The organism is Kluyvera ascorbata, from assembly GCF_023195735.1.
GTDB classification, from domain to species: Bacteria; Pseudomonadota; Gammaproteobacteria; order Enterobacterales; family Enterobacteriaceae; genus Kluyvera; species Kluyvera ascorbata.
The window spans coordinates 1,451,173-1,478,003 of sequence record NZ_CP096201.1 but is presented as its reverse complement, the minus strand read 5'-3'; the positions used below and the strand labels follow the sequence as shown (position 1 = coordinate 1,478,003).

At 54.5% G+C, this 26,831-nt stretch carries 26 protein-coding genes; 11 read left to right on the top strand and 15 right to left on the bottom strand.

Annotation, left to right across the window (positions count from 1 at the left end; all coding sequences use genetic code 11):
- Window positions 1-30: 30 nt before the first annotated feature.
- Window positions 31-1,257 (bottom strand): alanine transaminase, encoded by a 1,227-nt coding sequence (gene alaC / locus MY052_RS07035; RefSeq protein WP_202217489.1) that lies wholly within the window; start codon window positions 1,255-1,257, stop codon window positions 31-33.
- 389 nt (window positions 1,258-1,646) lie between these two features.
- Between alaC and MY052_RS07030 the strand changes: the two genes are divergently transcribed.
- The 3 genes from MY052_RS07030 to MY052_RS07020 are packed head-to-tail and all read left to right on the top strand — an operon-like array spanning window position 1,647 to window position 4,965.
- Window positions 1,647-3,344, top strand: a complete 1,698-nt coding sequence (locus MY052_RS07030; protein ID WP_035895525.1) for a sensor histidine kinase — start codon at window positions 1,647-1,649, stop codon at window positions 3,342-3,344.
- Between the two features lie 12 nt (window positions 3,345-3,356).
- Window positions 3,357-4,094, top strand: coding sequence for a LytR/AlgR family response regulator transcription factor (locus tag MY052_RS07025; RefSeq protein ID WP_035895523.1), 738 nt, complete (start codon window positions 3,357-3,359; stop codon window positions 4,092-4,094).
- A gap of 13 nt (window positions 4,095-4,107) precedes the next feature.
- Window positions 4,108-4,965: a helix-turn-helix domain-containing protein gene (locus MY052_RS07020; RefSeq protein ID WP_115073813.1), complete on the top strand. Its 858-nt coding sequence runs from the start codon at window positions 4,108-4,110 to the stop codon at window positions 4,963-4,965.
- Between the two features lie 43 nt (window positions 4,966-5,008).
- On the opposite strand, the gene MY052_RS07015 is transcribed toward MY052_RS07020, so the two are convergent.
- Window positions 5,009-6,265, bottom strand: a complete 1,257-nt coding sequence (locus MY052_RS07015; RefSeq protein ID WP_035895521.1) for an MFS transporter — start codon at window positions 6,263-6,265, stop codon at window positions 5,009-5,011.
- 281 nt (window positions 6,266-6,546) lie between these two features.
- Window positions 6,547-6,849, bottom strand: coding sequence for a hypothetical protein (locus MY052_RS07010; protein WP_035895519.1), 303 nt, complete (start codon window positions 6,847-6,849; stop codon window positions 6,547-6,549).
- 213 nt (window positions 6,850-7,062) lie between these two features.
- On the opposite strand from MY052_RS07010, the gene MY052_RS07005 reads away from it, so the two are divergent.
- Window positions 7,063-7,578: a helix-turn-helix domain-containing protein gene (locus MY052_RS07005; protein WP_051910776.1), complete on the top strand. Its 516-nt coding sequence runs from the start codon at window positions 7,063-7,065 to the stop codon at window positions 7,576-7,578.
- Between the two features lie 47 nt (window positions 7,579-7,625).
- Here MY052_RS07005 and MY052_RS07000 read toward each other — a convergent pair whose 3' ends face one another.
- From MY052_RS07000 to MY052_RS06985, 4 genes are all read right to left on the bottom strand, one after another.
- Window positions 7,626-8,147 carry a hypothetical protein gene (locus MY052_RS07000; RefSeq protein WP_035895513.1) on the bottom strand — a complete coding sequence of 174 codons (522 nt, stop codon included), beginning with the start codon at window positions 8,145-8,147 and terminating at the stop codon, window positions 7,626-7,628.
- Window positions 8,144-8,488, bottom strand: a complete 345-nt coding sequence (locus MY052_RS06995; protein ID WP_035895511.1) for a DUF1294 domain-containing protein — start codon at window positions 8,486-8,488, stop codon at window positions 8,144-8,146. Before MY052_RS06995 ends, MY052_RS07000 begins: the two co-directional genes overlap by 4 nt.
- A gap of 53 nt (window positions 8,489-8,541) precedes the next feature.
- Entirely contained in the window at window positions 8,542-8,943 is a 402-nt protein-coding gene (locus MY052_RS06990) for a VOC family protein (RefSeq protein WP_035895509.1), read from the bottom strand.
- Between the two features lie 78 nt (window positions 8,944-9,021).
- Window positions 9,022-9,915: a LysR substrate-binding domain-containing protein gene (locus MY052_RS06985; RefSeq protein WP_115073811.1), complete on the bottom strand. Its 894-nt coding sequence runs from the start codon at window positions 9,913-9,915 to the stop codon at window positions 9,022-9,024.
- A 100-nt stretch (window positions 9,916-10,015) separates the two neighbouring features.
- Here MY052_RS06985 and MY052_RS06980 point away from each other — a divergent pair, with 100 nt between their 5' ends.
- The 4 genes from MY052_RS06980 to MY052_RS06965 all read left to right on the top strand — a co-directional run bounded on the left by MY052_RS06980 (window position 10,016) and on the right by MY052_RS06965 (window position 13,020).
- The gene (locus MY052_RS06980; protein ID WP_035895507.1) at window positions 10,016-10,318 is read left to right on the top strand and encodes a carboxymuconolactone decarboxylase family protein; all 303 of its coding nucleotides are present in this window, start codon (window positions 10,016-10,018) and stop codon (window positions 10,316-10,318) included.
- A gap of 5 nt (window positions 10,319-10,323) precedes the next feature.
- Window positions 10,324-10,710 (top strand): tautomerase family protein, encoded by a 387-nt coding sequence (locus MY052_RS06975; RefSeq protein WP_035895505.1) that lies wholly within the window; start codon window positions 10,324-10,326, stop codon window positions 10,708-10,710.
- Window positions 10,711-10,977: 267 nt separating this feature from the next.
- The gene (locus MY052_RS06970) at window positions 10,978-11,961 is read left to right on the top strand and encodes a DUF1852 domain-containing protein (protein WP_035895503.1); all 984 of its coding nucleotides are present in this window, start codon (window positions 10,978-10,980) and stop codon (window positions 11,959-11,961) included.
- Window positions 11,962-11,988: 27 nt separating this feature from the next.
- A complete protein-coding gene (locus MY052_RS06965; RefSeq protein ID WP_123650213.1) occupies window positions 11,989-13,020 on the top strand; it encodes a methionine synthase in 1,032 nt (343 codons plus the stop codon).
- Window positions 13,021-13,083: 63 nt separating this feature from the next.
- Here MY052_RS06965 and ptsP read toward each other — a convergent pair whose 3' ends face one another.
- The 6 genes from ptsP to glk form a co-directional block, all read right to left on the bottom strand.
- A complete protein-coding gene (gene ptsP, locus MY052_RS06960; protein WP_248538424.1) occupies window positions 13,084-15,579 on the bottom strand; it encodes a phosphoenolpyruvate--protein phosphotransferase in 2,496 nt (831 codons plus the stop codon).
- A gap of 22 nt (window positions 15,580-15,601) precedes the next feature.
- On the bottom strand, window positions 15,602-16,642 hold the full coding sequence (gene ypdE / locus MY052_RS06955; protein ID WP_248538908.1) for an aminopeptidase: 1,041 nt from the start codon (window positions 16,640-16,642) through the stop codon (window positions 15,602-15,604).
- A complete protein-coding gene (ypdF, locus tag MY052_RS06950) occupies window positions 16,642-17,724 on the bottom strand; it encodes an aminopeptidase (protein ID WP_248538423.1) in 1,083 nt (360 codons plus the stop codon). The genes ypdE and ypdF overlap by 1 nt, the downstream gene beginning before the upstream one ends.
- A 16-nt stretch (window positions 17,725-17,740) precedes the next feature.
- Complete coding sequence (locus MY052_RS06945) at window positions 17,741-18,985, bottom strand: PTS fructose transporter subunit IIC (RefSeq protein WP_035895494.1); 1,245 nt, start codon at window positions 18,983-18,985, stop codon at window positions 17,741-17,743.
- A gap of 20 nt (window positions 18,986-19,005) precedes the next feature.
- Window positions 19,006-19,332 (bottom strand): PTS fructose transporter subunit IIB, encoded by a 327-nt coding sequence (locus tag MY052_RS06940; protein ID WP_035895492.1) that lies wholly within the window; start codon window positions 19,330-19,332, stop codon window positions 19,006-19,008.
- A 253-nt stretch (window positions 19,333-19,585) separates the two neighbouring features.
- Window positions 19,586-20,551: a glucokinase gene (glk, locus tag MY052_RS06935; protein ID WP_248538422.1), complete on the bottom strand. Its 966-nt coding sequence runs from the start codon at window positions 20,549-20,551 to the stop codon at window positions 19,586-19,588.
- A gap of 237 nt (window positions 20,552-20,788) precedes the next feature.
- Here glk and MY052_RS06930 point away from each other — a divergent pair, with 237 nt between their 5' ends.
- Window positions 20,789-22,027: an ion channel protein gene (locus MY052_RS06930; RefSeq protein WP_123650216.1), complete on the top strand. Its 1,239-nt coding sequence runs from the start codon at window positions 20,789-20,791 to the stop codon at window positions 22,025-22,027.
- Here the strand turns inward: MY052_RS06930 and MY052_RS06925 are convergent.
- The gene (locus tag MY052_RS06925; protein ID WP_248538907.1) at window positions 22,024-23,685 is read right to left on the bottom strand and encodes an alpha-keto acid decarboxylase family protein; all 1,662 of its coding nucleotides are present in this window, start codon (window positions 23,683-23,685) and stop codon (window positions 22,024-22,026) included. The two genes, MY052_RS06930 and MY052_RS06925, sit on opposite strands and share 4 nt — an antisense overlap.
- 172 nt (window positions 23,686-23,857) lie before the next feature.
- Here MY052_RS06925 and mgrA point away from each other — a divergent pair, with 172 nt between their 5' ends.
- Window positions 23,858-24,856, top strand: a complete 999-nt coding sequence (gene mgrA / locus MY052_RS06920) for an L-glyceraldehyde 3-phosphate reductase (protein WP_248538421.1) — start codon at window positions 23,858-23,860, stop codon at window positions 24,854-24,856.
- 126 nt (window positions 24,857-24,982) lie between these two features.
- Window positions 24,983-25,300, top strand: a complete 318-nt coding sequence (locus tag MY052_RS06915) for a DUF2502 domain-containing protein (protein WP_123650218.1) — start codon at window positions 24,983-24,985, stop codon at window positions 25,298-25,300.
- A gap of 75 nt (window positions 25,301-25,375) precedes the next feature.
- On the opposite strand, the gene MY052_RS06910 is transcribed toward MY052_RS06915, so the two are convergent.
- Window positions 25,376-26,608 carry an Nramp family divalent metal transporter gene (locus MY052_RS06910; RefSeq protein ID WP_035897260.1) on the bottom strand — a complete coding sequence of 411 codons (1,233 nt, stop codon included), beginning with the start codon at window positions 26,606-26,608 and terminating at the stop codon, window positions 25,376-25,378.
- Window positions 26,609-26,831: the final 223 nt, after the last annotated feature.

The window sequence follows — 26,831 nt, the reverse complement described above, 5'->3', positions numbered from 1 at the left end:
CTCCTGTTTGCATTTGTGGGGCAACGAAAATCAGCCAGCCGGTTTGTGCTCTGACGGCAGCAGACCGTCGGCGCGGAACATGGCTTTAATTCCACGGATAGCCTGACGAATGCGGTCACGGTTTTCAATCAACGCAAAACGGACATGAGTGTCTCCATAGTCACCAAAGCCGATACCCGGAGATACGCACACCTTCGCGTCCTGCAGCATCTTCTTGGCAAACTCCAGCGAGCCCATATGCGCGTACTGCTCCGGAATCTTAGCCCACACGTACATTGACGCTTTCGGCATGTCGACCATCCAGCCCGCTTCATGCAACCCTTTCACCAGCACATCCCGGCGGCGCTTATACTGGGCAGCAATATCGTGCACGCACTGTTGATCCCCTTCGAGGGCGGCAATGGCCGCCACCTGAAGCGGCGTGAAGGTGCCGTAGTCGTGATAGCTTTTAATACGCGCCAGCGCGTTGACCAGGGTTTTGTTACCGACCATAAAGCCGATACGCCAGCCCGCCATGTTGTAGCTTTTGGACAGCGTGAAGAACTCTACTGCCACGTCGCGCGCACCGGGTACCTGCATAATCGACGGCGCTTTCCAGCCATCGTACACGATGTCGGCATAGGCCAGGTCGTGCACCACCAGCACATCGTAACGTTTGGCCAGCGCGACCACTTTTTCGAAGAATTCCAGCTCGACGCACTGCGCGGTCGGGTTAGACGGGAAACCTAAGATCATCATCTTTGGTTTTGGGTAGCTTTCGCGAATCGCACGTTCCAGCTCGTTAAAGAAGTCGACGCCTTCCACCAGCGGTACGGATCGTACCTGAGCCCCGGCAATCACCGCGCCGTAAATGTGGATCGGGTAGCTTGGGTTTGGCACTAGCACGGTATCACCGTGATCGAGCGTGGCCAGCATCAGGTGCGCCAGACCCTCTTTCGAACCAATGGTGACGATCGCTTCGTCTTCCGGGTCAATTTCAACGTCGTAGCGCTCCTGATACCAGCGAGAAATCGCGCGGCGCAGGCGCGGAATACCTCGCGAAGTGGAGTAGCCATGGGTGTCCGGGCGCTGTGCCACGGTGCAGAGCTTCTCGACGATGTGCGGCGGCGTCGCGCCGTCCGGGTTCCCCATGCTGAAATCGATGATATCTTCGCCGCGCCGACGCGCAGCCATTTTCAGTTCAGCGGTGATGTTAAAAACATAAGGGGGTAAGCGATCGATACGCGTAAAACGGCGTTCAGGACTGGAGTCAGCCATAGGTTCCTCAGATTTACGTTAGCGCCCGAACCGTTCGAGCGACGCTGCCACCGATGTGGCATGACTAGAAAATAACCTGAAAAAAATGGCGCTGTCGAGAGGGGACGTAAAAAATTATTGCTGTGGTTAAAAGGGGAAGTCGCGAACAAACGAATCAATCACCGTTGTTCGGATAAGTGAAAAACAGAACATTATAATAACAGTGTGTTATCCAGATTTTTGCATTGTAGCTGTTGTGATGCTTCGCAGATTCACCATCTCTCCTTCATGATTCATTTTCTCTATCAATCCCCTTTTAAAAATAAGGTTTATCCCTATTCATGCGTATCGCTGGTCATCCGCCGCCGGGTTTCTTATCATAAGACTTTCCTGAAAAACCCGGCGCTCCCATGCACGAAATATTCGATATGCTGCTCGCGGTCTATGATCGAGCCGCATTAATGCTGATTTGCCTCTTTTTCCTGATTCGCATCCGTCTGTTCCGCGAACTGCTGCATAAATCCGCGCATACCCCGAAAGAACTGTTGGCGGTAACGGTTATTTTCTCGATGTTTGCTATCTTCAGCACCTGGTCCGGCGTGCCGGTGGAAGGGTCGCTGGTGAACGTCAGGATTATTTCGGTGATGTCCGCGGGCATCCTTTTCGGTCCTTGGGTGGGTATCATTACCGGGATCATTGCCGGTGCGTACCGTTATTTAAGCGATATTGGCGGAGTGACCGCCATTCCTTGTTTTATTACCACCATTGCCGCAGGCATTATTTCGGGCGTCATTCACCGCAAAGTCCCAAAAGAGCGGCATTGGCGTGTAGGTATCCTCGGCGGTATGTTGTGCGAAACGGGCACCATGATTCTGGTGATTCTTTTTGCACCAACCATGGCGCTTGGGGTCGACATTGTGTCGAAAATCGGCATCCCGATGATTGCCGGCAGCGTCTGTATCGGCTTTATCGTCCTGCTGGTGCAGAGCGTTGAGGGTGAAAAAGAGGCCAGCGCTGCGCGCCAGGCCAAGCTGGCGCTGGATATCGCCAATAAAACCCTGCCTCTGTTTCGCCAGATTAACAGCGACACACTGCGCCAGATTTGCGACATCATTCGCCAGGATATTCACGCCGATGCGGTAGCCATAACCAACACCGATCGCGTACTGGCATACGTTGGCGTGGGAGAAGATAACTACCACAACAATGATGACGCCATCAGCCCAACCACCAAACAGGCTATCAACAACAACGAAATCATCATTAAAAACAATGATGAAGCCTACCGCACGCCGGAAATCCACTCGATGCTGGTGATCCCGCTTTTGGAAACCGGGGTAGTGACCGGGACGCTGAAAATCTATTACTGCCACGCGCACCAGATAACGTCCTCGCTACAGGAAATGGCGATCGGTTTATCGCAGATCATTTCGACCCAACTTGAGGTTTCCCGCGCCGAACAGCTGCGGGAAATGGCAAATAAGGCAGAGCTGCGCGCGCTGCAAAGTAAAATTAATCCCCATTTTCTGTTTAACGCGCTGAACGCCATTTCGTCGTCGATTCGCATGAACCCGGATACCGCACGGCAGCTGATTTTCAATCTCTCACGCTACCTGCGCTATAACATTGAATTAAAAGATGATGAGCAGATTGATATCCGTAAAGAGCTGTACCAGATTAAAGACTATATCGCCATTGAGCAGGCGCGTTTCGGCGATAAGCTCACGGTGATTTACGATATCGACGATGAGGTGAACTGCTTTATTCCCAGCCTGCTGATTCAACCGTTGGTGGAAAACGCCATCGTGCACGGAATTCAGCGCAGCAAAGGGAAAGGTGTAGTCACCATTAGTGTGACGGAGTCCGGCAACCGCGTGCGTATCGGCGTGCGGGATACTGGCCCTGGCATCGACCCGCTGGTGATTGCGCGAGTCGAAGCCAATGAAATGCCGGGCAACAAAATTGGCCTGCTGAACGTACACCACCGCGTTAAGCTGCTGTACGGTGAAGGGCTGCATATCCGCCGCCTGGAGCCGGGCACCGAGATTGCGTTCTATATTCCAAACCAGCGTACGGCCATTCCGGCCGCCGCCACGTTACTGCCTTAACCCGGAGCCCGTATGAAGGTCATCATTGTTGAAGATGAATTCCTGGCCCAGCAGGAACTAACCTGGCTGATTCAACAGCATAGCCAGATGGAGATTATCGGTACGTTTGACGACGGGCTCGACGTGCTTAAATTTTTGCAGCACAACAAAGTCGATGCCATCTTTCTCGACATCAACATTCCGTCGCTCGACGGCGTGCTGCTGGCGCAAAACATCAGTCAGTTTGCCCACAAGCCATTTATTGTCTTTATCACCGCGTGGAAAGAACATGCGGTAGAAGCCTTTGAGCTGGAAGCATTTGACTACATTCTGAAGCCGTATCAGGAATCACGCATCGTCACCATGCTGCAAAAGCTCGAGTCGAGCTGGCAACAGCAGCAATCTGGCAATGTTAACGTTGTCAGCAGCGCGCCGCGTGAAAATGACACGGTTAACCTGATTAAAGACGAGCGCATTATCGTCACGCCGGTTAACGATATCTACTACGCCGAAGCGCACGAAAAAATGACCTTCGTCTATACCCGGCGCGAATCGTACGTGATGCCGATGAACATCACCGAATTTTGCGCCAAGCTACCGTCTAGCCAGTTTTTCCGCTGTCATCGTTCCTTCTGTGTGAACCTGAATAAAATACGCGAGATAGAACCGTGGTTTAATAACACCTATATTCTGCGCCTGCGTGACCTGGAGTTCCAGGTGCCGGTAAGCCGCAGTAAGGTGAAAGAATTCAGGCAGATAATGCATTTATAGCGCAGGATGGGGAATGAAAGCATCAGAACTACCAGCAGACCAACAGTTTTTTGCCGATCTGTTCAGCGGCCTGGTGCTCAATTCACAAAGGCTAGGCCGAGTCTGGTTTGCCACCCATCCCACCAGTCTGCCAAACGGCAGTCTGTGCCTAGACCTCCCGCGCCTCGACGTGGTGTTGCGCGGCGAATACGGCAATCAACTGCATAAAGATCAGCATCGCCTGACCGAGGGGGAGATGCTGTTTATTCCCGCTCGCGCCGCGAACCTGCCGGTGAGCGATAAACCGGTGATGCTGTTAAGCCTGGTTTTTGCTCCGGCCTGGCTGGGGCTTTCGTTCTACGATAACCGCACCGCCTCCCTGCTCCGCCCGGTTCGTCGTATCGAACTTCCGCATCTGCAGCGCGGCGAAGGCGAAGCCATCCTCACCGCCCTAACCCATCTGAGCCGCTCACCGCAGATGCAGGATGTTATTCAACCGCTGATGCTCAGCCTGCTGCACCTGTGCCGGAGCGTTGTTAATATACGTCCGGAAGCACAGCGCCCGCGTTCAGAATTTCTCTACCAGAGCATGTGCAACTGGGTACAGGACAACTATGCGCAGCCGCTCACCCGCGACAGCGTGGCACAGTTTTTCAATATCACGCCCAACCATCTCTCAAAGCTGTTTACCCAACACGGCACTATGAGCTTTGTCGAATACGTGCGCTGGGTGCGCATGGCAAAAGCAAGGATGATCCTGCAAAAATACCATCTCTCGATTGCGGAAGTGGCACAGCGCTGCGGCTATCAGGATAGCGACTATTTTTGTCGACTTTTCCATCGGGAATTTGGGCTCACACCGGGAGAGTACGGTGCACGATTTAAGGCATAAATCTGATACAGCGTATTTTGCTTGCTGGCGCGCCCCCCCCCATTTAAGCGTCCAGCAGGCGCGCCAGCATGTTTCTTCTGCTGATATAAATAATTGCGCACAGCAGCAGGCTCAGCAACGCTGTGCCGATAAACACCCCCGCCCCGGTCATCGCGAGCAGTACTCCACCGATTAGCGGCCCGACAGCGATACCCAGCGTCGACAGCGTTGATGCTCCCAGATAAGCGCCACGATGCTCAGCCGGCGCGAGCTGATCGAGCAAAATGTTCAGGTTCGGCATCAAAATCGCCTCCCCCATGCTAAACAGGCAGGTAGCCGACAGCCAGAGCCCCATGTCCGTCGAGCGTATGGAAAAAAAGCTCAGTTGCGCGAGAAAGAAGACCGCACCGCCCATCAGAATGCGCCTGGGCAGCGTCATCTGCGCCATAAATCGCACGATAAAGGTCTGAAATACCAGCACAGTACAGGCGTTGGTAACCAGTATCAGGGTTATCAGTTTAATCGCTGCGTTGCCATCCAGCGACAGAAGATACTGGGGCAGAACGGCTTCATAATGGATAAACACCACGCTGCACAAAATACTGCACAGCAGCGCCGCAATATAGATTTTATCTCTGGCAATCACGCCTATTACCTGATGAAACTTAATAGCAGGCCCGCTGCCGGTCTGCTGCCCCTCATCCAGAAGTTTACCCGCAGGAACAAACAGCAGTACGTAGACGAAAAACGGCAGGTAGCTGAGGCCCGTTATCAGGAAAGTGCCCTTTTGCGATGTCAGGCCGAAAACGATCCCCACCAGAGGGCCAAAGACGGCCGCGACGTTTATCAGGTAGTAGCGCATTTGCAGGGCAAGCGCACGGCGGCGACGGTCGCCCAATAAATCACTCATCAGCGCGCGCACCGGAGGGTCAACCCACGCAAAACAGACGCCGATAATCATCAGGCCACAGATAAACAGCGCCATGCCCGTCGCCTGCGCCAGAATGATGTAGCCCACGGCGGAAAACCCACAGCCCAGCAGAAGAATAACCCGTCGCCCCAACCTGTCAGAGATCTGCCCACCATACATCCCGAGCACCACCGAAATAAGCGCGCTACTGGTCATCGCCAGACCAATGGCAATAGGCGACATATGATAATTCTGCGTCATGATAACGGCGATAAATGGCCACGCCATAAAATAGCTGAACCGAATGACCAGGGTAAAAAACAGCAGCGCATGGACGGTCGCGGGGAACGTTTTTAACGTCTGAAACAGGCCAGGAGCCGCACAAACTTCAGCGGCAGGTTTTGTCGTCATAGGTCAGCTCGTGAGTGATGATGAATAGAGTGCTTCGCTATTTAATGTAAGCGATTAAATATTAATAAAATTATTCAACAATCGTCGCAAGAGAAATGTTAATGAAATGTTTAATACGCCTGTTTGTGAGGTCCGGCGTCTTAGTCTTAGCGAAAAATAAGGGAAAGTGTGAGGCGGTCACCAAAAAGCGGTAGTTAATACTGAGTTCACCGATAACCTATCGTCGGTTACCGGCGTATAACCTGAAATGGCTCCATCAATGCGTTATTTTCGCGCGAGAGTTATTCAAACAATAATGAAGATAGCCCGATAAACATGATGCCGTTAAGCACCAATAGCACCAGGACAATAATAAACGCCAGCACGCCAAACACCGTGATTTTCCGGCGTTGAATAAACGTAATCCCGGATAATACCGCGCAGAACAGAATCACCTTAAAGATATAAGACAGCGGCACCATCGCCGCATGGCCGGTATGGACCCCAGCCAGCCCCAGAAGGCCCAACACCAGAGCGCCACAAAATCCCCATCCCCAGAACGTCATCGGCAAGCTCAGTTGCCCTGTGACCAATTTTTTTAACACAGCCCTATCCTTATCTATTATCTCAATACGTTAACGTTTTTAGCATCCGCTATCCTGGCCTGCATAGCGAATTTTACCGTTGAGCGGCAGGTTAAAAAAGCCACCCAAATCAGGATGTCGTCCGCGTGTCGGGTTGATGTCGCCTGCCTGTCGTGCCGCTGCGGGAAAAGATGTGCAAGAATCTTTCTATCACGAATCTGCGAGGCAACAATCATGAATACCAGTGAAAAAATCAAAGCTTACCGGCTCAAAAATGCATGGTCACAGGAACAGCTCGCGCAGCTGGCTTCTCTGTCTGTAAGAACGGTACAACGCATTGAAAAGGGGCATACGCCGGGACTAGAAACAATCAGCGCGCTAGCCTCCGTGTTTAATGTCACGGTATCTGAGCTGTCCGATGAGGCAGAGCTGGCAAACGACGCACTGGATACGCGCATTCTCGATGCCAGGCGTCGTGTACTGGAAGAGGCTCGCTTCTATCGCACCCTGACCATTGCTTTTCTGATCTGCGCCGCGCTGATGACGGTGAACTACTTTTACTCCCCGGGGAGTTACTGGTCACTGATAGTGACGCTTATCTGGGGCTCGCTGATTGCCGTTCGTGCACTGAGGACGTTTGTCTTCCGGGAACGTATTGCCCAATGGCAGCATAATCGGATGCTGCGGCTATTACGCGAAAAAAATATCTCACTGTCGCGCGAAAACACCTCCGCCGACAAAGACCATTAACCACAATCATGGCGATCGCCGGCGCCGCTCAGAAGCGCGGCGCGGCACTACGCCAGTTGATAGGGAAAGAGATGCACAACATTACTGGCTAACGGGTAAATACCCAGGCTTTCGGTTCTTTTCTGGAGTTCTTCCAGGGGCAGACCAGCAATAGGCTCACGCCCACCCCAGATAAGCAGCCCCTTTTTGCCATAGTCAGCCATGATCTCAAGCGTTTTTCCATTGCTCATTTCAATCAGTAACTTATTCTCTTTCACAGGACGTAAATCCCCTTCAGTACTCGCAATGAACAGCGCTATTTCACCCGAAGCAATAATATTTTCATGCCGTGGAGAGATAATCATGCCGTTCGCCGCCACCGGTATCATGTTCAGCTGTGAGCACCCGGTATAATCCGTCTCAGATGGCATTCTGCCTCCCCAGAGGTGAATACCTTCTGGGATTTCAGCCGGTAGCGGCTGCGGACTGTCTGTCAGTTCGAGCGTTTTACCGTCATCAAACTCAACCACGATGCGACTGCCGTTTTGTAAGACTAAGTCCCCGTTCGGGTCAGTGATGTACAGGTTCATACCATCCCCCTGGTAAGCAGCAGGTAAATCGCCACCATCGCCGCGATACTCACTATCACGCTGATGATGAAATAGGTTTTAAACGGCTGCTTTTGCGTTTTGTGGCGAAAGGACTGCTGGCCCACAATCGCGCCGGGCCAGCCACCGACCATACCAAAAATCAGCAGCGTAGATTCCGGCACACGGCGCCAGGCCTTGCGCGCGGCAAGTTTGTCGACGCCATAAATCACGATGGTCAGAACGTTGACCAGGAGAAACCACATCATAAAAGGATGCAGCGTAAAAATACTGCCGAGCGCCGCAAGGCCCAGCAGCAGATAGCAAAAACGATTGAGATTCATATCAGTAAATAGCGCCATATGGAGCGTGTCGACAGCGTATTATACGCACAACGTTAGCCTTGCTTGTTCTGGTAGAGATCCCAGCGGTTGCCATACAGGTCTTCAAATACCACCACCGTACCGTACTCTTCTTCTCGCGGCGCTTCGCAAAACGTCACACCATTTGCCTTCATGGCGTTGTAATCGCGCCAGAAATCATCAGTTTGCAAGAACAGAAACACCCGCCCGCCACACTGATTACCAATAAACCCTTCCTGCCGCTCGTTTGAAGCGCGCGCCAGAAGTAAATTGCAGTCGCTTTCCGGGTTCGGAGAAACCACCACCCAGCGCTTACCGGGCTGCGGCGTATCTTCAACGAGGGTAAATCCAAGCTTTTGCGTGTAGTACGCGATGGCGCGATCGTAATCATCCACCACGATGGCAACGTACCCCAAACACCGTTTTTGCGTTCTCATTGTCTGCTCCGTCCGGTTTCAGGCATTGTTGCCCGCTCCCTTTTTATCATAAATGAATTTTCTTCACCCAACGTATCATCAGCGCACGCGTGCCACGCCGGTTAACGCCGCTTCCATAAGCGCGCCTAGCGCCGCTTGCGCTTCGCTAACCGTCGCCGTTCCGGTATTCATTTTCAGGGTAATGCCTAAATTGCCCGGCGAGGGCAACAGGTTTTCCACGACACACAGGCTGCCCGGCATACCAATACGCGTTCGCAGCGTAATGCCCAGCCCCGCCTGCACCGCCGACCAGATACCGCTCAGGCTGTGGCTGACAAAAACCACCTGCCAGGGAATATTCGCCCGATCCAGGCTGTCAATGGCGCGAGAGCGCATCATACAAGGGTGCTCGAACATCACCAGGGGCAGCGGCTCGCCCTGCGTCAGCAGCGCGGCAATATTGAGATCCGGATGCGCTATCCATTCCAGCGAGCACTGACTTATCAGCCTGCCGTTTTTGAGTTCTCCCTCCGGCTGCCAGAGCAGCGCCAGATCGAGCCTATTGTCGTTAAGCGCTTCGAGCAACGCTGGGTTACGGTCGATACGGGCTGACATCCGCATTCCCGGATGGTGACGCTTAAACTCGCCAAGGATGCCGGGCATCAGGGATTCGCCGAAATCTTCCTGCATGCCAATACGAATCTCACCTTGTAACGGTTCGCTGTTTAGCGCGCGCTGCGCTTCATCGTTTAGCGCCAGCAGCCGACGGGCATAGCCCAGCAATATCTCACCGTTGTGGGTCAGCTCCAGATGACGGCCTTTCCTGACCACCAGCGCGGTACCGCACTGCTGCTCCAGCTTTTTCAACTGCGCGCTGACCGCAGAAGTTGAGCGGCAAAGACGTTGTGCCGCCAGCGCAAAGCTGCCGGACTCCATGCCGGTAACGAAGCTGCGCAGCGCGTCGAGGTCGAGCGAAGGGGGAACTTTATTCATAATTGTCCTGAAATTCGGGATTGACAATCAAAAACGATTCAATTTTCAGGACGAAAATATCTCGCCAGAATGGGTTCACTGTCAATACGGAGAGAACACCATGTCAAAGCCCCTCGATCGTGAAACCCTGGCCCGCATCGCACCAAAGTTAGCCGAGCTAAGCCAGGAACTGCTGTTTAACGATATCTGGCAACGTGAAGGACTTTCATCACGCGAACGTAGCCTGATTACGCTTGCCGCCCTCACCGCGCTTGGGCGCGTGCAGCAAATCCCCTGGCACATTCACTTTGCGCAGCAAAATGGCCTGACAAAAGCCGAAATGGTGGAAGCGTTCACCCATCTGGCGTTCTACGCGGGCTGGCCTGCGGCGGTGTCCGCTCTCGAATGTCTGGATGAGGAATAACGACAATGCCATTTACCCGAATAACCCTACGCCAGGGCTACAGCGATGCCCAGATAGCGCAGATATCTGACATTCTGCAGCAAAGCCTCGAAGACGAATTTGTCGTCCCGCCCCACGATCGTTTTCAGGTGTTTGAAACGCTACCGGCAAACCAGCGCGTGTTTGATAGCCGCTATTACAGCGCAGGGCGTAGCGACAACTTCATTCAGTTTCATATCCTTGCGGGAAAACCGCGTTCATCTGCGCAAAAGAGAAACCTTTGCAGGACGCTCTGTGAACGACTCAATACGAAGATGAATATTTCTCCTGATGATGTGATGGTGATGATTCAGTTCAATACCGCCGATGACTGGAGCTTCAGCAACGGTCAAATGCTCTCTGAGCTTGATTAGCCCTATTCTCCGGTGCTAAACGCGCCGGAGAGCCCGCTGCGGCGTTTCGTGACACACTTCTCTTTTTCACCTATTCCCCGCATCATGAACTTCCCTCATGTTGCATTGAAATTAAGTCGCTTTCCCTCTTTCACCGCCTCTGGCATAAATTATCAACATTAACTTATCGGCAACATTAAGACTGCTGAATGAGAAAAGCAGAGCAGCGTCTCTGGCAATCAGTAAGTGAATTTAATTTTCATATCAGCACTCGGGATGACAGAGACGATGAATAAAGATTTTACCTTTACTATCAAGAGCAGCACCTTCGACGAAAACTATAACCCGTCAGAAAATACGCGTATTACCACTAACTTCGCGAATCTGGCTCGTGGGGAGAACCGTCAGGAGAACCTGCGCAATACATTGAAGATGATTGACAATCGTTTCAATACGTTAGCGCATTGGGATAACCCTAAAGGCGATCGTTACGGCGTTGAGCTTGAGATTATTTCCGTTGAGATGAATATCGATGCGGAAGGTAAAACCACGGCGTTTCCAGCCATCGAAATATTGAAAACCCATATTGTTGATAAGAAAACCAACGAACGTATTGAAGGCATTGTTGGCAATAACTTCTCTTCCTACGTTCGTGATTATGACTTCAGCGTGTTGCTGCTTGAGCATAATAAAAACAGAACCGAATTTAACATTCCGGATACCTTTGGCGAGCTGCACGGCAATATCTTTAAGCACTTTGCCAACTCACCGGAGTACAAAGCGAACTTCAAAAAATCGCCGGTTATCTGCCTTAGCGTGTCGAGCAAAGATGTTTATCGCCGCACGGGCAATGAACACCCGGTGCTGGGCATTGAATACCAGCCGAGCAGCGCCTCCCTGACCGAGCAGTACTTCGGCAAGATGGGCCTGAAAGTACGCTATTTCATGCCACAAAACAGCGTTGCGCCGCTGGCGTTCTTCTTCTCCGGTGACCTGCTGAGTGATTACACCAGCCTGGAGCTTATCAGCACCATCAGCACCATGGAGACGTTCCAGAAGATTTATCGCCCGGAAATTTACAATGCCAACTCGGCGGCGGGCCTGTGCTATCAGCCAGACCTGAACCAGCAGGATCACTCATTAACCAAAATTGTTTATGACCGTGAAGAACGCAGCCGCTTAGCGATTGAGCAGGGGAAATTTACCGAAGAGCACTTTATCAAGCCGTATCAGAACATTCTTGAGCAATGGTCCGCTAACTACGCTCTTTGATTAACAAATAATACCAGGTTATTGAATATGAAAACATTGCTCCCGACTTCCACCGCTGGCAGCCTGCCGAAACCGTCCTGGCTTGCTCAACCAGAGACGCTGTGGTCACCATGGAAATTACAGAACGACGAGTTAGTTGAAGGGAAACAGGATGCGCTGCGTCTCTCCCTGCAAGAACAGCTGCTGGCCGGTATTGATATTGTTAGCGACGGCGAGCAGACCCGTCAGCACTTCGTCACCACATTTATTGAGCACCTGAGCGGCGTGGATTTTGAAAAACGCGAGATCGTGAAAATCCGTAATCGCTACGATGCCAGCGTGCCAACGGTTGTCGATGAAGTGGCACGTCAAAAACCGGTGTTTGTTGACGATGCGCGTTACCTGCGTCAGCTGACTAAGCAGCCTATCAAGTGGGCGCTGCCGGGGCCAATGACCATGATTGATACACTGTATGACAATCACTACAAAAGCCGTGAAAAGCTGGCGTGGGAATTTGCCAAAATTCTCAACCAGGAAGCTCGCGAGCTAGAAGCCGCAGGCGTGGATATTATCCAGTTTGATGAACCGGCCTTTAACGTGTTCTTCGATGAGGTGAATGATTGGGGTATCGCGGCATTAGAGCGCGCTATTGAAGGTCTGAAGTGCGAAACCGCGGTACACATCTGCTACGGCTACGGCATTAAGGCCAACACCGACTGGAAGAAAACGCTGGGTTCAGAGTGGCGTCAATACGAAGAGGCATTCCCTAAGCTGCAATCTTCGAATATCGATATTATCTCGCTGGAGTGCCACAACTCCCGCGTGCCAATGGATCTGCTGGAACTGATCCGCGGTAAAAAAGTGATGGTGGGAGCGATTGACGTTGCGAACCACGCTATTGAAACGCCAGAGGAAGTGGCTGAGACGCTGCGCAAAGCGCTGCAGTTTGTCGATGCAGAGAACCTCTACCCGTCAACCAACTGCGGCATGGCACCATTGCCTCGCCAGGTGGCTCGCGGCAAGCTCAACGCGCTAAGCGCAGGCGCCGAGATTATCCGTAAGGAAATCCTGGGCCGATAACCCCATCTCCGCGTAGGCCGGATAAGCGAAACGCCATCCGGCCTGCAACGTCATACGCTCACTTTAGAACACCAGTTCCGACTCCAGCAGCGTTAAAATCGCATTGGCATCTTCTGCCGCAAACAGCGACTGACGGAACTGCTTATTCACCAGTTTCCGCGCCAGCTGTGAGAAAACCTTCACATGGTTCATGCCTTCGTCGGCACCCAGCGTCAGCATAATCACCAGCTCCACCTCGCCCATTTCGGACTGCCAGTCTATCGGCTGTGATAAGCGTGCAATGCTGATACTGGAATGACGTATCCACTGCGATTTGGTGTGCGGGATGGCCACGCCAAACCCTACGCCGGTGGTGACAATCTCTTCACGCTGCCAGACATCTTCCTCCAGCTCGAACGGATGCTCTGTGCGCCCATTCGCGCCGAGGTTACCGCAGAGGAACTGAATCGCCTGCTCTTTGTTGGCAAACGACTCGCCGACAAAGATATTCTCTCGCGCTAGCAGCGGACGTACGTCTTTCTCCGGCGCAAACGCGTTCAGCAGCGTTTCAATCTCCTGCGCGCTCCGGCATTCGCACGCCTTAAGCGCCAGTTCGCGGCAGGTACTGGCATCCAGTTGGCGAATCTGGCTTTTCACCGCCGGGATCCGCGGGCTACTCATGCTCAGTTCATCAAGGCCGAGCCCCAACAGTAGCGGTAGATAGCGGCTTTCTCCACCCAGTTCACCGCAAATGCCCACCCATTTCCCGCGATCGTGCGCCACGCGAATAATCTGCTGCAACATGCGCAGGAACGATGGCGTAATCGGGTTATACAGCGGAGATACCCGAGGGTTATTGCGGTCGACCGCGTAGAGGTACTGCGTCATATCGTTGGAACCGATACTGAAGAAATCCACCTCATCGCAGAAATGGTCAATGATGTAACAGACCGAAGGCACCTCAACCATAATGCCCAATGAAATATTTCCAGCATGCCGCAGCCCTTCCTGCTTAAGCGCCGCGGCGGCTTTCTGTAGTTCACTTTTGACCCACAGGATCTGATCAAGGCTGTGCACCATCGGAATCATCAGCCGCGCATTGCCGAAGGCCGCCGCGCGCAGAATAGCGCGCAGCTGGCTGCGAAATAGCCCGGCAAATTCGGGATAAATTCGCACCGCACGATAGCCAAGGAACGGGTTTTCTTCCTGCGGAATATTGAGATAGGGAATGTTTTTATCCCCGCCAATGTCCATGGTGCGGAAAATAACCGGCTTGCCTTCAGCCGCCAGCAGCACCTGCTGGTAAGCTTCAAACTGCTCCTGCTCGTCGGGAGCGCTATCCCGGTCCATAAACAGCATTTCAGTGCGGAACAACCCAACGCCTTCGGCCCCATTGGCAAAGGCGCCGGGTGCTTCCAGCGCGGTGCCGATATTAGCGGCAACGTCGATGCGTTGGTTATCTTTGGTAAGCGCTATCTGCGCGGCATCCCGCGCCTGTTGCTGCTGGCGCTTTTCAGCCAGGCGTTGCGCTATCGCATAGTAGCCGCTCACTGCGTCATTGGGATTGACCGCCAGCACGCCGCACTGTGCGTCCAACACCGCCGGTAAGCCGGCGTAGCCCGCAATCGCCTCCAGCGGTAGCCCGCTGAGCACCGGAATAGCGGAGGCGCGAGCCAGAATCAAGGTGTGGGAGGTACGCCCGGTTTTTTCCAGAATCATGCCGGAAAGATGTTGTAAATCAAGGCTTAAAAACTGGCTAGGCGTCAAGTCTTCCGCCACCAGAATCGTCGGTTTATCCAGCACCAGCGCGTTACGCGGGCGGCGGTCGGGCCAGGTGATATGCAGCAGCTGTTCGCTGATATCGCGAATATCGCTCACCCGCTCACGCAGGTAATCGCTGGCGGAGGCCAGCAGCTTGTCGCAGACCTGCTCCATATTGGTGATGATGGCATCGCCAAGACCCTTCTGTTGCCCCGCCATCAGACGGCGGATATTTCCGGCAAATTCATCGTCCTGGATGAGCGATAAGTGGGCGCTAAGAATGGTTTTGCTTTCTCCTCCACGCTCACGAAGCTGGAGATTCAGGCGCTCGGCAAGCGTCGCCAGACTGTGTTCCAGCCGCGTCGTGTCTTCGGCGCTGGCGGGAATGGCTCGATAGATATCCAGACTGTCGCTTTTGCACAACGTCAGCACTCCCGCGCCCACCCCTGCGGCCAGCACGTTGCCGTACAGCAGGTCCGGATTAAGACGAATCAGCGAGCGCGGCAGCGGGTGTGCCGCCAGCTCCGCTGCCGTCGGCTGAATGCTATCACTGTCAATAAAGCGGTTCTGGATGTACTCCTCCAGCGCACGCCTGGCCTGTTCGGCATCGCGGCCGGTAATGTTCAGACTGCAACTATCATTGAACAGCGTGCCGGTGCCAATCAGCGCTAACGAGCTTTTCGCATCAGCTTGCGCATTCTGACGATGGTTGATAAAGGTGACATCGCTTTGCCACTGACTGCACTGTTCTTTCAGCTCCCATGCGGGGCGAGCGTGCAGGCCATTCGGCAGCGGGCAGAGAAATTGAATCGTTAACATAACCACTCCTGTTAGCGTGAGATCAGCATCTGAAGTCCGTCAGATGAGCCACGGTCTCACGCGTAAAGCTGGTAATCAGCGCGGATAGCAGCGCCTGGGTTTGCATAATGTCGCGGCAGTCCGCAATAGACGCCGCGCAATGCCCATGACGGGTTGCCGGGCCAATCACTATCGTCGGAACCCCGGTTCCGCTAAGGTGTACCGCGCCGCCATCGGTGCCGCCGTTGCTGAACATATCGAGCTGTAACGGAATATCGGCTTCGGCGGATACGCGTTCAACTAAGGCAATCAACTTCGGCGGCGCAATCAGTGATTTGTCACTCAACACCAGCATTGGGCCTTTACCCAGCTGACGGTGATTTGCCGCTCCGTAGTCAAAATTTTTTGCCCAGCAGGCGGTATCCAGCACAATCGCCACATCCGGAGCCACCGCGCGCGCGGCCGTTTGCCCGCCGCGTAGCCCGACTTCTTCGCTGGAGCTTGCCACCAGCCAGACTTCGGCCGGTAATTCGGTCTCGCTCAGTTCACGCAGCAGCGCCACCAGCAGGTAGCAGCCCAGCCTGTCGTCGAACGCTTTGCCCATCACCCGCTGATGCGGCAGCACCTGAAAAGGGGTATCAAAGGTCACGCGATCGCCCGGACGCACCCCGGCCTGAACCACTTCATCATAAGAGCGCGCGCCAATATCTACCCGCAGAGATCCCACGTCGTTACCGTTACGTTCACCGTCGAGCAGGCCGGGAATTTTGCTTTCTTCACGGGTGGTGATGCGAACCGGCTGTAGCTGACGCGCCGCCATGCGGACATTGCCGACCGGCAGCACATCAATCGCCCCTTCAGAAGAGATGCTGCGAACGATAAAACCCACCTCATCCATATGCGCGCAGATCATCACCTTCGGGCCATCGGATTCATTTAATCGGATCAGTACCGATCCCAAACCATCGAAGCGCACCTCTTTGTGCAGACGATCCGCTTCATCCAGCAGGATCTGACGAACTTCTTGTTCTGAGGAGGCGATCGCATCCGCCTCGCTCAGGGCTTTCAGTAGCGATAAATCCATCATGCCTCTCCCGTGCATAACAATGTTTTTGGCATGCTATAGAGCACTTCGCCGCCGTCAGGCGTTACCAGCACGATATCTTCAATTCGCACGCCCCCCTGACCTGGAAGATAGATGCCGGGTTCAACGGTCAGCAGCATCCCCGCCGCAAGCGCGGTGGCATCCGTCGGCGAGAAACGCGGATCTTCGTGAACATCAATGCCAATCGCGTGACCCGTATTGTGTCCAAAGTATTCCCCGTAGCCCGCTTCATTAATGACGTGACGTGCGGCGAAATCCACATCATGGCAGCGCGCGCCCGGATGAATGGCGGCAATGCCTGCAAGCTGGGCCTGAAGTACCACCTGATAGACCAAAAACAGCGGATGCGCTTCGGGTGCCATCGCACCGGAAACCAGAAATGTCCGCGTCATATCAGAGCAGTAGCCCTGATACTGAGCGCCGAAGTCGAGCGTGATAAGCTCTCCGGCTTCCACGCGTTTATCGCTGGCTTTACCGTGCGGCAGCGCGCCGCGCCAACCGCTGGCGACAATGGTATCGAAAGCGGCTTTTTCCGCACCAAGCGTACGCATGTACCATTCGAGTTCGGCGGCAATCTCCCGCTCAAGCATTCCCGGTTGAATAAAGCGACGAATATGCTCCGCGCTCTGGTCCGCAATCCGGCAGGCCTGGCGAATCAGGTCAATTTCCCGCGGCGTTTTAATTTGCCGTAGCGCATCAAGAGAAGTCCCTACCAGCGCGGCCTTAATGGATGCCTGCCAGCGCTGGGCGGTGTGCCAGCTTACCTGTGCCCCTTCAAAACCGACGGTGTAAAGATCTTCGTCGGCCACAATCTGGTTCACGATGTCTGCCAGGGTTCGCTCGGCGTTCAGCAGATGAAGCTGGTAGCCGTCGGCACGAGACTGAATATCGGCGTAATAGCGCGAATCAGCCAGAATATGCGCGCTGTTGCGCGCAATCAGCACATAGCCAGAGCCGGTAGAAATGCCCAGGTGCGGCTGCTTATTCTGGCGCGATGAAATCAATACCGCGTCAAGCTCCTGTTCAACCAGCCACTGCCGCAGCGATGCCAATAACGTCATTGTTTCGTCCTTATCCTTAGAGGCTTTCAATCAGCAGTTTGCCTCTGCGGTACTGCAGGTTACGCAGGAACACCACCATCAGCGCGGTAATAATCGCCCCCAGCGCAATCCCCGCCATGTAGACGCCAAGGTTGCTTACCAGCGGCCACGCCCAGATAGCCGACTCAGGGAACCACTGCACCGCACCTAGCCAGACGGCAGCGGTTGAACCCACAATCGCCCCTACCATGTAGGACGGGATCGCGGTGATCGGGCTCTCCAGCGCAAACGGAATCGCCCCTTCGCTGATGCCCATAAACGCGAGAAACATCGCCGTTTTACCCTGCGGATAAAGCTGGGCGCTGAACAGGCGTTTGCCGGTTAAGCGACGGTCAAGGATGGTCGCCAGACCCAGGCCAATCGGTGGAATGACGATAGCAATCGAACGGGCGGTAATTGGCAGGACGTGATCGGTGGTAAAACTAAAGGCCACAAAACCCGCCGCTTTGTTGATCGGGCCGCCGAGGTCAATAGCCGTTGCCGCTGCAATCCCCATCGCGTACATCAGCGTGCCCTTCTCGCCCGCCGTGGTCAGCAGCGTGCGAATGCCGCCGTTGATCCAGCCGCCGAAAGGAGTAATGACGTAATACATCGCCAGCATGACGAAAATCGCGGAGAGGATCGGCAGTAAAAAGGTTGTTTTGAACGCGAGCAGAAAATCAGGCAACTGGATCTTCTGGTTCATCCACTTCACCAGATAACCGGCAACGATGGAGATAATCAGCGCACCAATAAAGGTGGAAGGAACCGGTGCGGTCGTCACCCAGTGCAGCGTATTGGGGTCAAAATTAAGCATTTGCGTCGGCTGAGTAGACATCAATCCGCCGATAAACCCGGCCGGAAACGCCAGCTTACCGCCGATAGAGTTCGCCACAAACGCGGCAAACATCGGGATCGCAAAACCAAACAAGACACCGCCGAAGGATTGCGACAGCCAGGCAAACTTTAACAAAGAGAGGTTAAAGCCCGAAAATTGCCCGCTATTGAGCGCATCCATAATGCCGGTGTCGGCAGGGATCTTCAGCCAGCTATAAGCAATCAGCTGGCTGAAGGCGAGGATCACCCCGCCCATGATAAGCGTCGGTACCATGCGCGAAATCCCGGACATCACATGCTGCGGGAGTTCGCCCCAAAAGCTGTTACGGGCGGCTGGCGGCGTTTTTATCGCGGCAGCACCAGATGCGCCTGGCACAACGGTTGCACTGCGTTTTTTTATGGCCATAGTGGTATCCCTGTCGACAGTTATTGTTGTTCGGCTGCAACCATCTCTTCGATTTCTTTAATAATGCCCGCGGCGTTTTTGATGGCATCCTGTAGGGTAATTTCGTACACGTCGCGCGTTTCGAAACGCTCATTGTCTTCCGGCGTGACGGCAACGGAGTGGATAATTAAGGTCGCTTCGGCAATATCCTGCGCGGTCAGGCGGTTCTGAATACCGTCGGCGCCCTGCGTTTCAATTTTGACTTCATATCCCGCTTCCACCGCCGCTTCTTCCAGCGCCTGGGCAGCCATAAAAGTGTGTGCCAGCCCCATTGGGCATGCGCAGACGGCAATCAGTTTCTTAGTCATCACAAACTCCTCCAGATAGTTAACGAGAGGGATTATGGCTAAGTCGCCTCGGTCATTGTTAGCAGACGAACAATGCTTTTACTGGACAAATAATCCTGCCTGACAGAAGTGTGACGCGTGTCGGAATGGCAGAAGACGGGCGAAAAAAAACCGCGAATTGAACGCGGTTTGGGGATGTGCTTCCCGGCGTTGCTACGCTCAGCCGGGCTACGTGTTTTTTGTAGGCCTGATAAGCGTAGCGCCATCAGGCAGTTTACAGAATTTGCCCCAGCGTTTGACGCAGGTGCGCACCGGAGCCAAGCAGGCCTGGGTTGTCGTGAACAATCAGATAGACCGGGATTGGATGAACGTAATCTTTAAAACGGCCTTTATCTTCAAACCCACCACGGAAGCCGGAGGCTTTGAAGAACTCAAGGAAGCGCGGCACAATACCACCGGCGATATAAACGCCGCCAAAAGTGCCAAGCGTTAACGCCAGGTCGCCACCAAAACGGCCCATGATGACGCAGAACAGCGACAGCGCACGGCGGCAGTCGGTGCAGGTGTCAGCCAGCGCGCGTTCGGTAATATCCTTCGGCTTATAGTTTTCCGGCACGCGGTTGTCAGACTTCACAATCGCGCGGTAGAGATTGACCAGGCCCGGGCCGGACAGGACGCGCTCGGCGGATACGTGACCAATCTCTTCACGCAGCACTTCAAGAATAATCCCTTCTTCTTCGCTATTCGGCGCGAAATCGACGTGACCACCTTCACCAGGCAGGCTGACCCAGCGTTTATCGACGTGCACCAGATGCGCGACGCCAAGGCCGGTGCCCGCGCCGTAAACGGCGATCGGTTTGCCTTCAACCGGCTCGGTACCGCCAAACTGGATCAGATGCTCTTTTTTCAGCATCGGAATCGCCATCGAGACCGCGGTAAAGTCGTTGATGATTTCCAGATGAGAGAAACCGAGGTTTTTCTGCATTTCCGCAATGGAAAACTGCCAGGTGTGGTTGGTCATCGCCACCCAGTCGCCGGTAATCGGGCAGGCAATGGCGATGCAGCCGTCTTCAACCGACACGTTATGCTCGTCGAGATAGACGCGGACAACGGCTTCCAGGCTTGGATAATCCAGGCCGGAATAGGTTTTCGCCTGCGAAATTTCACCGCTGGCTAAATCGCACAATGCCAGACGCGCATTGGTGCCCCCAACATCACCCACTAAAGCAAACTTTGTCATTCCGTTACGGCTCCGCTAAAGTCAGAATAAATCTTTGTCACACTGTAAATTCAAGGCGCTTTCACGACAATGACGTTTGTGTGAGCACCCCAGGATTATCGATCCCGGTCACATTTTTGGCGTCATTTTTATCAGATGCACAGGCCGTAGCGCCGTATCGATTCAGCACCATTTGCGCTGAACGTAAACGCAGGAAAATGCAAAGTAACCTCAGCATTCAGTCAAAAGGATAAAAACATGCTCCATCCGCGAGCCCGAACGATGTTGTTGCTCTCTGTTCCCGCTGTGCTTATCGGCATCGCTTCTAGCCTGATATTGATTGTGGTGATGAAAATTGCGTCCGTGCTGCAACACCTGCTGTGGCGTAATCTGCCCGCCGCGTTTGGCGTATCCTTTGACTCACCGCTCTGGATAATCCTGATGCTAACCCTGACCGGTATCGCCGTCGGTCTGGTTATTCGCTATAGCCCTGGTCATGCCGGGCCGGACCCGGCCAGCGAGCCGCTCATCGGCGCGGCGGTTCCACCGTCCCATTTGCCGGGATTGTTGATTGCGCTAATTATCGGGCTGGCAGGTGGCGTAAGCCTCGGTCCTGAACACCCGATTATGTCGGTGAACATTGCGCTGGCCGTGGCGCTGGGTGCGCGATTTTTCCCGCGCGTGAGTTCCCTTGACTGGACCATTCTCGCCGCCGCAGGCACTATCGGCGCGCTGTTTGGGACGCCGGTTGCCGCCGCGCTGATTTTCTCCCAGACGCTGACGGGCAATAATGATTCCCCACTGTGGGACAGGCTGTTCGCTCCCCTGCTCGCCGCTGCCGCCGGGGCGTTAACCACCGGCATGTTCTTCCATCCGCAGTTCTCCCTGCCCATTGAGCACTATCAGGGCCTGCGGCTGGTCGACATTTTCAGCGGTGCTATCGTGGCCGTCTTTGCTATCGCCATCGGTATGGTGGCGGTCTGGTGCCTGCCGCACCTGCACGCGCTGGTCCATCGTTTGAAGCATCCGGTACTGATCCTGGGCGTGGGCGGTTTTGTACTGGGGCTTATCGGCACCGTTGGCGGCCCGATTACGCTATTTAAAGGCCTGGATGAGATGCAGAGGTTAACGGCCGGACAATCTTTCGGCGCGGGCGACTACATGCTATTTGCGCTGAGCAAGCTGGCGGCGCTGGTCGTTGCCGCCGCCTGTGGTTTCCGCGGCGGTCGCATCTTCCCAGCGGTGTTTGTGGCTGTGGCACTCGGTCTGATGCTCCACGCGCACGTTGACGCCGTGCCGGCAGCCATTACCGTCTCCTGCGCCATTCTGGGGCTGGTGCTGGTTGTCACTCGCGATGCATGGCTGAGCCTGTTTATGGCCGCCGTCGTCGTGCCTGATACTACGCTGCTCCCGCTATTATGCATCGTCATGCTCCCCGCCTGGCTCTTGCTGGCGGGGAAACCGACGATGATGGTGCCGCGTAAACGGAAGGATTAATGCCCGTTGCTGCGGGCTTCCAGCGCCTGGGTGACGGCTTTTAGTAGCGGAGGAATGTCCATTTTTGGCAGCATGACTTCGAGCAGCATCAGCTTGTCACCCCGTGTCGCACGGGTAAGCGCATCGTTGAGCTGCGAGGCATTGGTCACTTTCCAGCACTCGGCCTGGCAGTCCAGGTTGAGCGCTTGCGGGATCTGGGTCCAGTTCCATAGGCTAATATCGTTGTAACGTTGTTCCGGGCCGTGGATCGCGCGCTCCACCGTGTAGCCTTCATTATTTAGCAGCAGAATCAATGGACGGAGCCCGTCACGCAGCATCGAACTGAGTTCCTGAATGGTCAACTGTGCCGCGCCATCCCCCACCACCAGCACCACGCGCCTGTCCGGCTGTGAGGTCTGTGCGCCAAACGCGGCGGGCAGCGTGTAACCAATCGACCCCCACAGCGGTTGAACTATCAGGCTCGCCCCCTGCGGCAGCGTCAGGTCAGCAAGCCCAAACGCCGCCGTCCCCTGGTCGCCCAGTAAAATGTCGTGCGGCTGGAGGTATTTTTCCAGCGTCTGCCAGAAATGGCGCTGGGTCAGATGCCCGTTATCCGCTGACGCAGACTTCATCACCCTGCCCGGCTGGATTTGCCACTGGGCCGAGAAGTCACGACTCAGCGTCATAAGCGCATTAACCGCCTCCTGCATACTTATCCCGCTAAACCAGCGTTTCCCGACTCTAGCTGCAAAAGGTTGGATCTCAATGGATTTCTCCTGCGGAATATGGTGGGTAAATCCCGCGGTGATCGTGTCGGTAAAACAGGTGCCGATACAAAAGATAACGTCAGCATCTTCAATCGCCGCGCGCGTCTCCGGCAGGCTCGCCCCGCCGCTGTAAGTACCCACAAACCCAGCGTGAGTCTCATTAAATAGCCCTTTCCCCATCAGCATGGTGGCGTGAGGAATCGGCACCGCATCCACCCATTTGTTTAACGTCGACTGAAGGCCAAAGCGTAGCGCCAGCACATCCGCCAGCAACGACACGCGACGACTATCGCGCAGCAAAGCGCGGGCATGTGAGACAAACTCGGCCAGTTCAGTTGAGTCTGTCGGTGCATTATTCACGGTGAGAGCGTTTACAGGGCGTGAGGTGGGCAGTGAAGCAATATCCGCGGGTAGCAGGAGATAGCCAGGACGACTGTAACGCACAATATCGCGCAGCACCCGATCAATTTCATCGCGCGCGTTAGCCGCATCAAGCACACCCTGCGCCACTGAAACCGGGGCGCTCATCTGGCGAAAATGGTCAAAATTGCCATCTCCCAGCGTGTGATGTAAACACTCACGTCGCTGCTGTGCGCTGGTACTTGGCGCCCCGACGATATGCAGCACCGGGACGTGTTCGGCAAAGCTCCCCGCCACCCCGTTTAGCGCGCTAAGCTCCCCTACGCCGAAGGTGGTGAGCAGTGCGCCACAGCCCTGCATTCGCGCATAGCCGTCAGCGGCGTAGGCGGCGTTGAGTTCGTTGGCACAGCCAACCCAACGTATCTGACGGTGGGCAATAACATGGTCGAGAAACTGGAGGTTGTAGTCTCCGGGGACACCAAACAGGTGGTCAACGCCGCAGTCGGCGAGGCGGTCTAGCAGGTAATCTGCCACGGTATAGGACGTTGTCATCATGCACCTCCTCCAGTCAGCTGTTCCTTTGAGTATTGAAGAAGTGTTAAGGCTGTCCAGAATTCATAAGAAAGTCCTCTGGAAAGCTAATTTTACAGATTTCAGGAGTGTACGAGCCGGTGGACATTGGTTAGTGTAAGCGTATACACAACCGGATAATCTGGAGGACACAATGGTTTACCAGGCTTGCCCTACGCGTTATGAAGCCATGACGTTTCAGCGCTGCGGCAATAGCGGCCTCAAGCTACCAGCCGTTTCATTGGGGCTATGGCACAACTTCGGGGATGAAACGCGTGTCGAAAACAGCCGCCAGCTGCTGCACCACGCGTTTGACCTTGGGATCACCCATTTTGATTTAGCCAATAACTACGGGCCACCTCCAGGTTCGGCTGAAAGCAACTTTGGCCGTATTCTGCGGGAAGATTTTCTGCCCTATCGCGATGAGCTGATTATCTCCAGTAAAGCTGGCTATACCATGTGGGACGGGCCATACGGCGACTGGGGCTCGCGCAAGTATCTGATTTCAAGCCTTGATCAAAGCCTGAAGCGGATGGGGCTTGAGTATGTGGATATCTTCTACCACCACCGCCCAGACCCGGAAACGCCGCTGCTGGAAACCATGGGCGCGCTGGATCATATCGTTCGCCAGGGTAAAGCACTGTACATTGGGCTTTCCAATTATCCGGCTGAACTGGCAAGCCAGGCCATTGCGATTCTCAACGATCTCGGCACGCCATGCCTTATTCACCAGCCGAAGTACTCGATGCTTGAGCGCGGTGCTGAAAACGGCCTGCTTCAGGTACTGAAGCAAGAAGGTGTGGGCTGTATTGCCTTTTCACCCTTGGCAGGGGGTCAACTGACCGACCGTTACCTGCACGGCATTCCGGCCGATTCCCGTGCCGCCAGCGGCAGTATCTTTCTGAAGCCTGAGCAACTGACTGACGGCAAGCTTGACGCCGTACGCCAGCTCAACGCGATGGCCGAGCAGCGTGGGCAGAAGCTATCGCAGATGGCGCTGGCATGGGTACTGCGTCAACAGGCGGTGACATCAGTTCTGATTGGTGCCAGTAAGACCGCGCAGCTTGATGACGCCGTCGGTATGCTGGAAAACCGTCATTTCAGCGCACAAGAATGTGCCGAAATTGACCGCATTCTGAGCGGTATAAAATAACAGCGATTTTAGCAAAAAATGCTCTCTCCTGGCGATTTAAGAGTTACTCCAATAATCGCGGTATTTACCGAATTGTAATATTGCGTTAACAGGCCTTACAGGCCACGATCGTAATAGGAGAGAAGTATGTTCAGGTCACTGATTCTGGCGGCAGTGTTGATAGCATCGGCCCCGATGTTCGCGAATGCTGGTGAAATCACCCTGCTGCCATCCGTAAAATTACAAATTGGCGATCGCGATAACTACGGTAACTACTGGGACGGCGGCCGCTGGCGCGACCGTGATTACTGGCACCGTAACTGGTATCACCGCGATAACGGCTGGCACCGGGGCTGGGATAAACATAATGCCTATGAACGCGGCTATCGCGACGGCTGGGGCGATCGCGACGATCACCGCGGTCGTGGGCGAGGCCACGGTCATGGACACGGGCATCACCATTGATTTTCCCGGTGTCTCTACGCTCGCCCGGGCTACCATTCAAAAGTAGCCCGGGCGAGCGTAGAGACGCCATGCAGACTACATCAACGTTCCCACCAGCAGCCACCCATTCAGCGCTACCACAATCGCCACAATCACCCAGCCAATACGTTTAATCCACAATGTGTTGACCAGCTCACCCATTAGCTGACGGTTGCTGGTGAAAATCAACAGCGGCACCAGCGCCAGCGCGATCCCAAAGCTAAGCAGCACCTGGCTCATGACCAGAATACGCGTCGGGTCGAGCCCCATCAGAATCACGATAAATGACGGTAGCATCGTCACCGCACGGCGGAACCACAGCGGAATATGGAAGCGAATAAAGCCCTGCATCACCACCTGACCGGCCAGCGTCCCCACGACCGTAGAGGAGAGCCCCGCCGCGACCAGGCTCAGACCGAAGATGGTTGCCGCCGCATGGCTCAACAACGGTTCGAGGGTGAGATACGCTTCGTCGAGGTCAGCAATGCCGGTGTGCCCGTGGAAATGGAACGCCGCAGCCGCCGTCGCCATCATCGCCAGGTTAACAAAACCAGCAATGGTCATGGCAATTGCCACGTCCCAGCGCGTCGCGTGATAGCGCTCTTTCGCGCTCCCGCCGTGCAGATGTTGAGTCAGTGATGAATGCAGATAAATAACGTGCGGCATGATGGTCGCACCCAGCACGCCCGCTGCAAGAAACACCGCTTCGGAGTTAGGTAATGACGGAATAATCATTCCTTTCGCGAGCGGCGCCAGCTGCGGCTGGGAGAAAACCAACTCCACGATATAGGCCGCCGCGACAAACAGCAGCAGGCCACCGATCACTTTTTCCAACGGCTTTTGCCCACGGCGTTGCAGCATCAGAATTAAGTAGGTCGCGATCCCAGTAAGCACAGCGCCTTGCAGCAGCGAAATCCCGAGGATCAGTTTAAAGCCGATAGCCGCGCCAATAAATTCAGCAAGATCGGTCGCCATGGCGATAATTTCCGCCTGCACCCAGTAAAACCACACCACCGGGCGCGGATAGTGATCACGAATCTGCTCCGCCAGGTTTTTCCCCGTAGCGATGCCGAGCTTAGCCGACAGCACCTGAATCAGCATCGCCATCAGGTTTGCCCAGACAACGACCCACAGCAACTGGTAGCCGAAGCTCGCCCCCGCCTGAATATTGGTAGCGAAGTTGCCGGGATCGATATAGCCGATGGCGGCAATAAATGCTGGCCCCATCAGCGCAAGCCTCATACGGCGCGCTGCTCGACCGGTGTTACTTTCAACGCGACTGTTGCTCATTCTCTGCCTCAAAAACATAGCCTTTGCTATGTTTCAGGCTAACAGAATGAGAATGATTATCAAGTTCATTTGTAAGAGATGATAATGATTACTCTGATAGCCGGAATCAATTGCCAGACTGGAGGTTGCGGGGGTTTGGTGTACGCTTATGATGAGAGTAGTACAACAAGGGAACTTTTCATACATTTACTTAACATCACAAAAATGTATCTTTGATCACTAA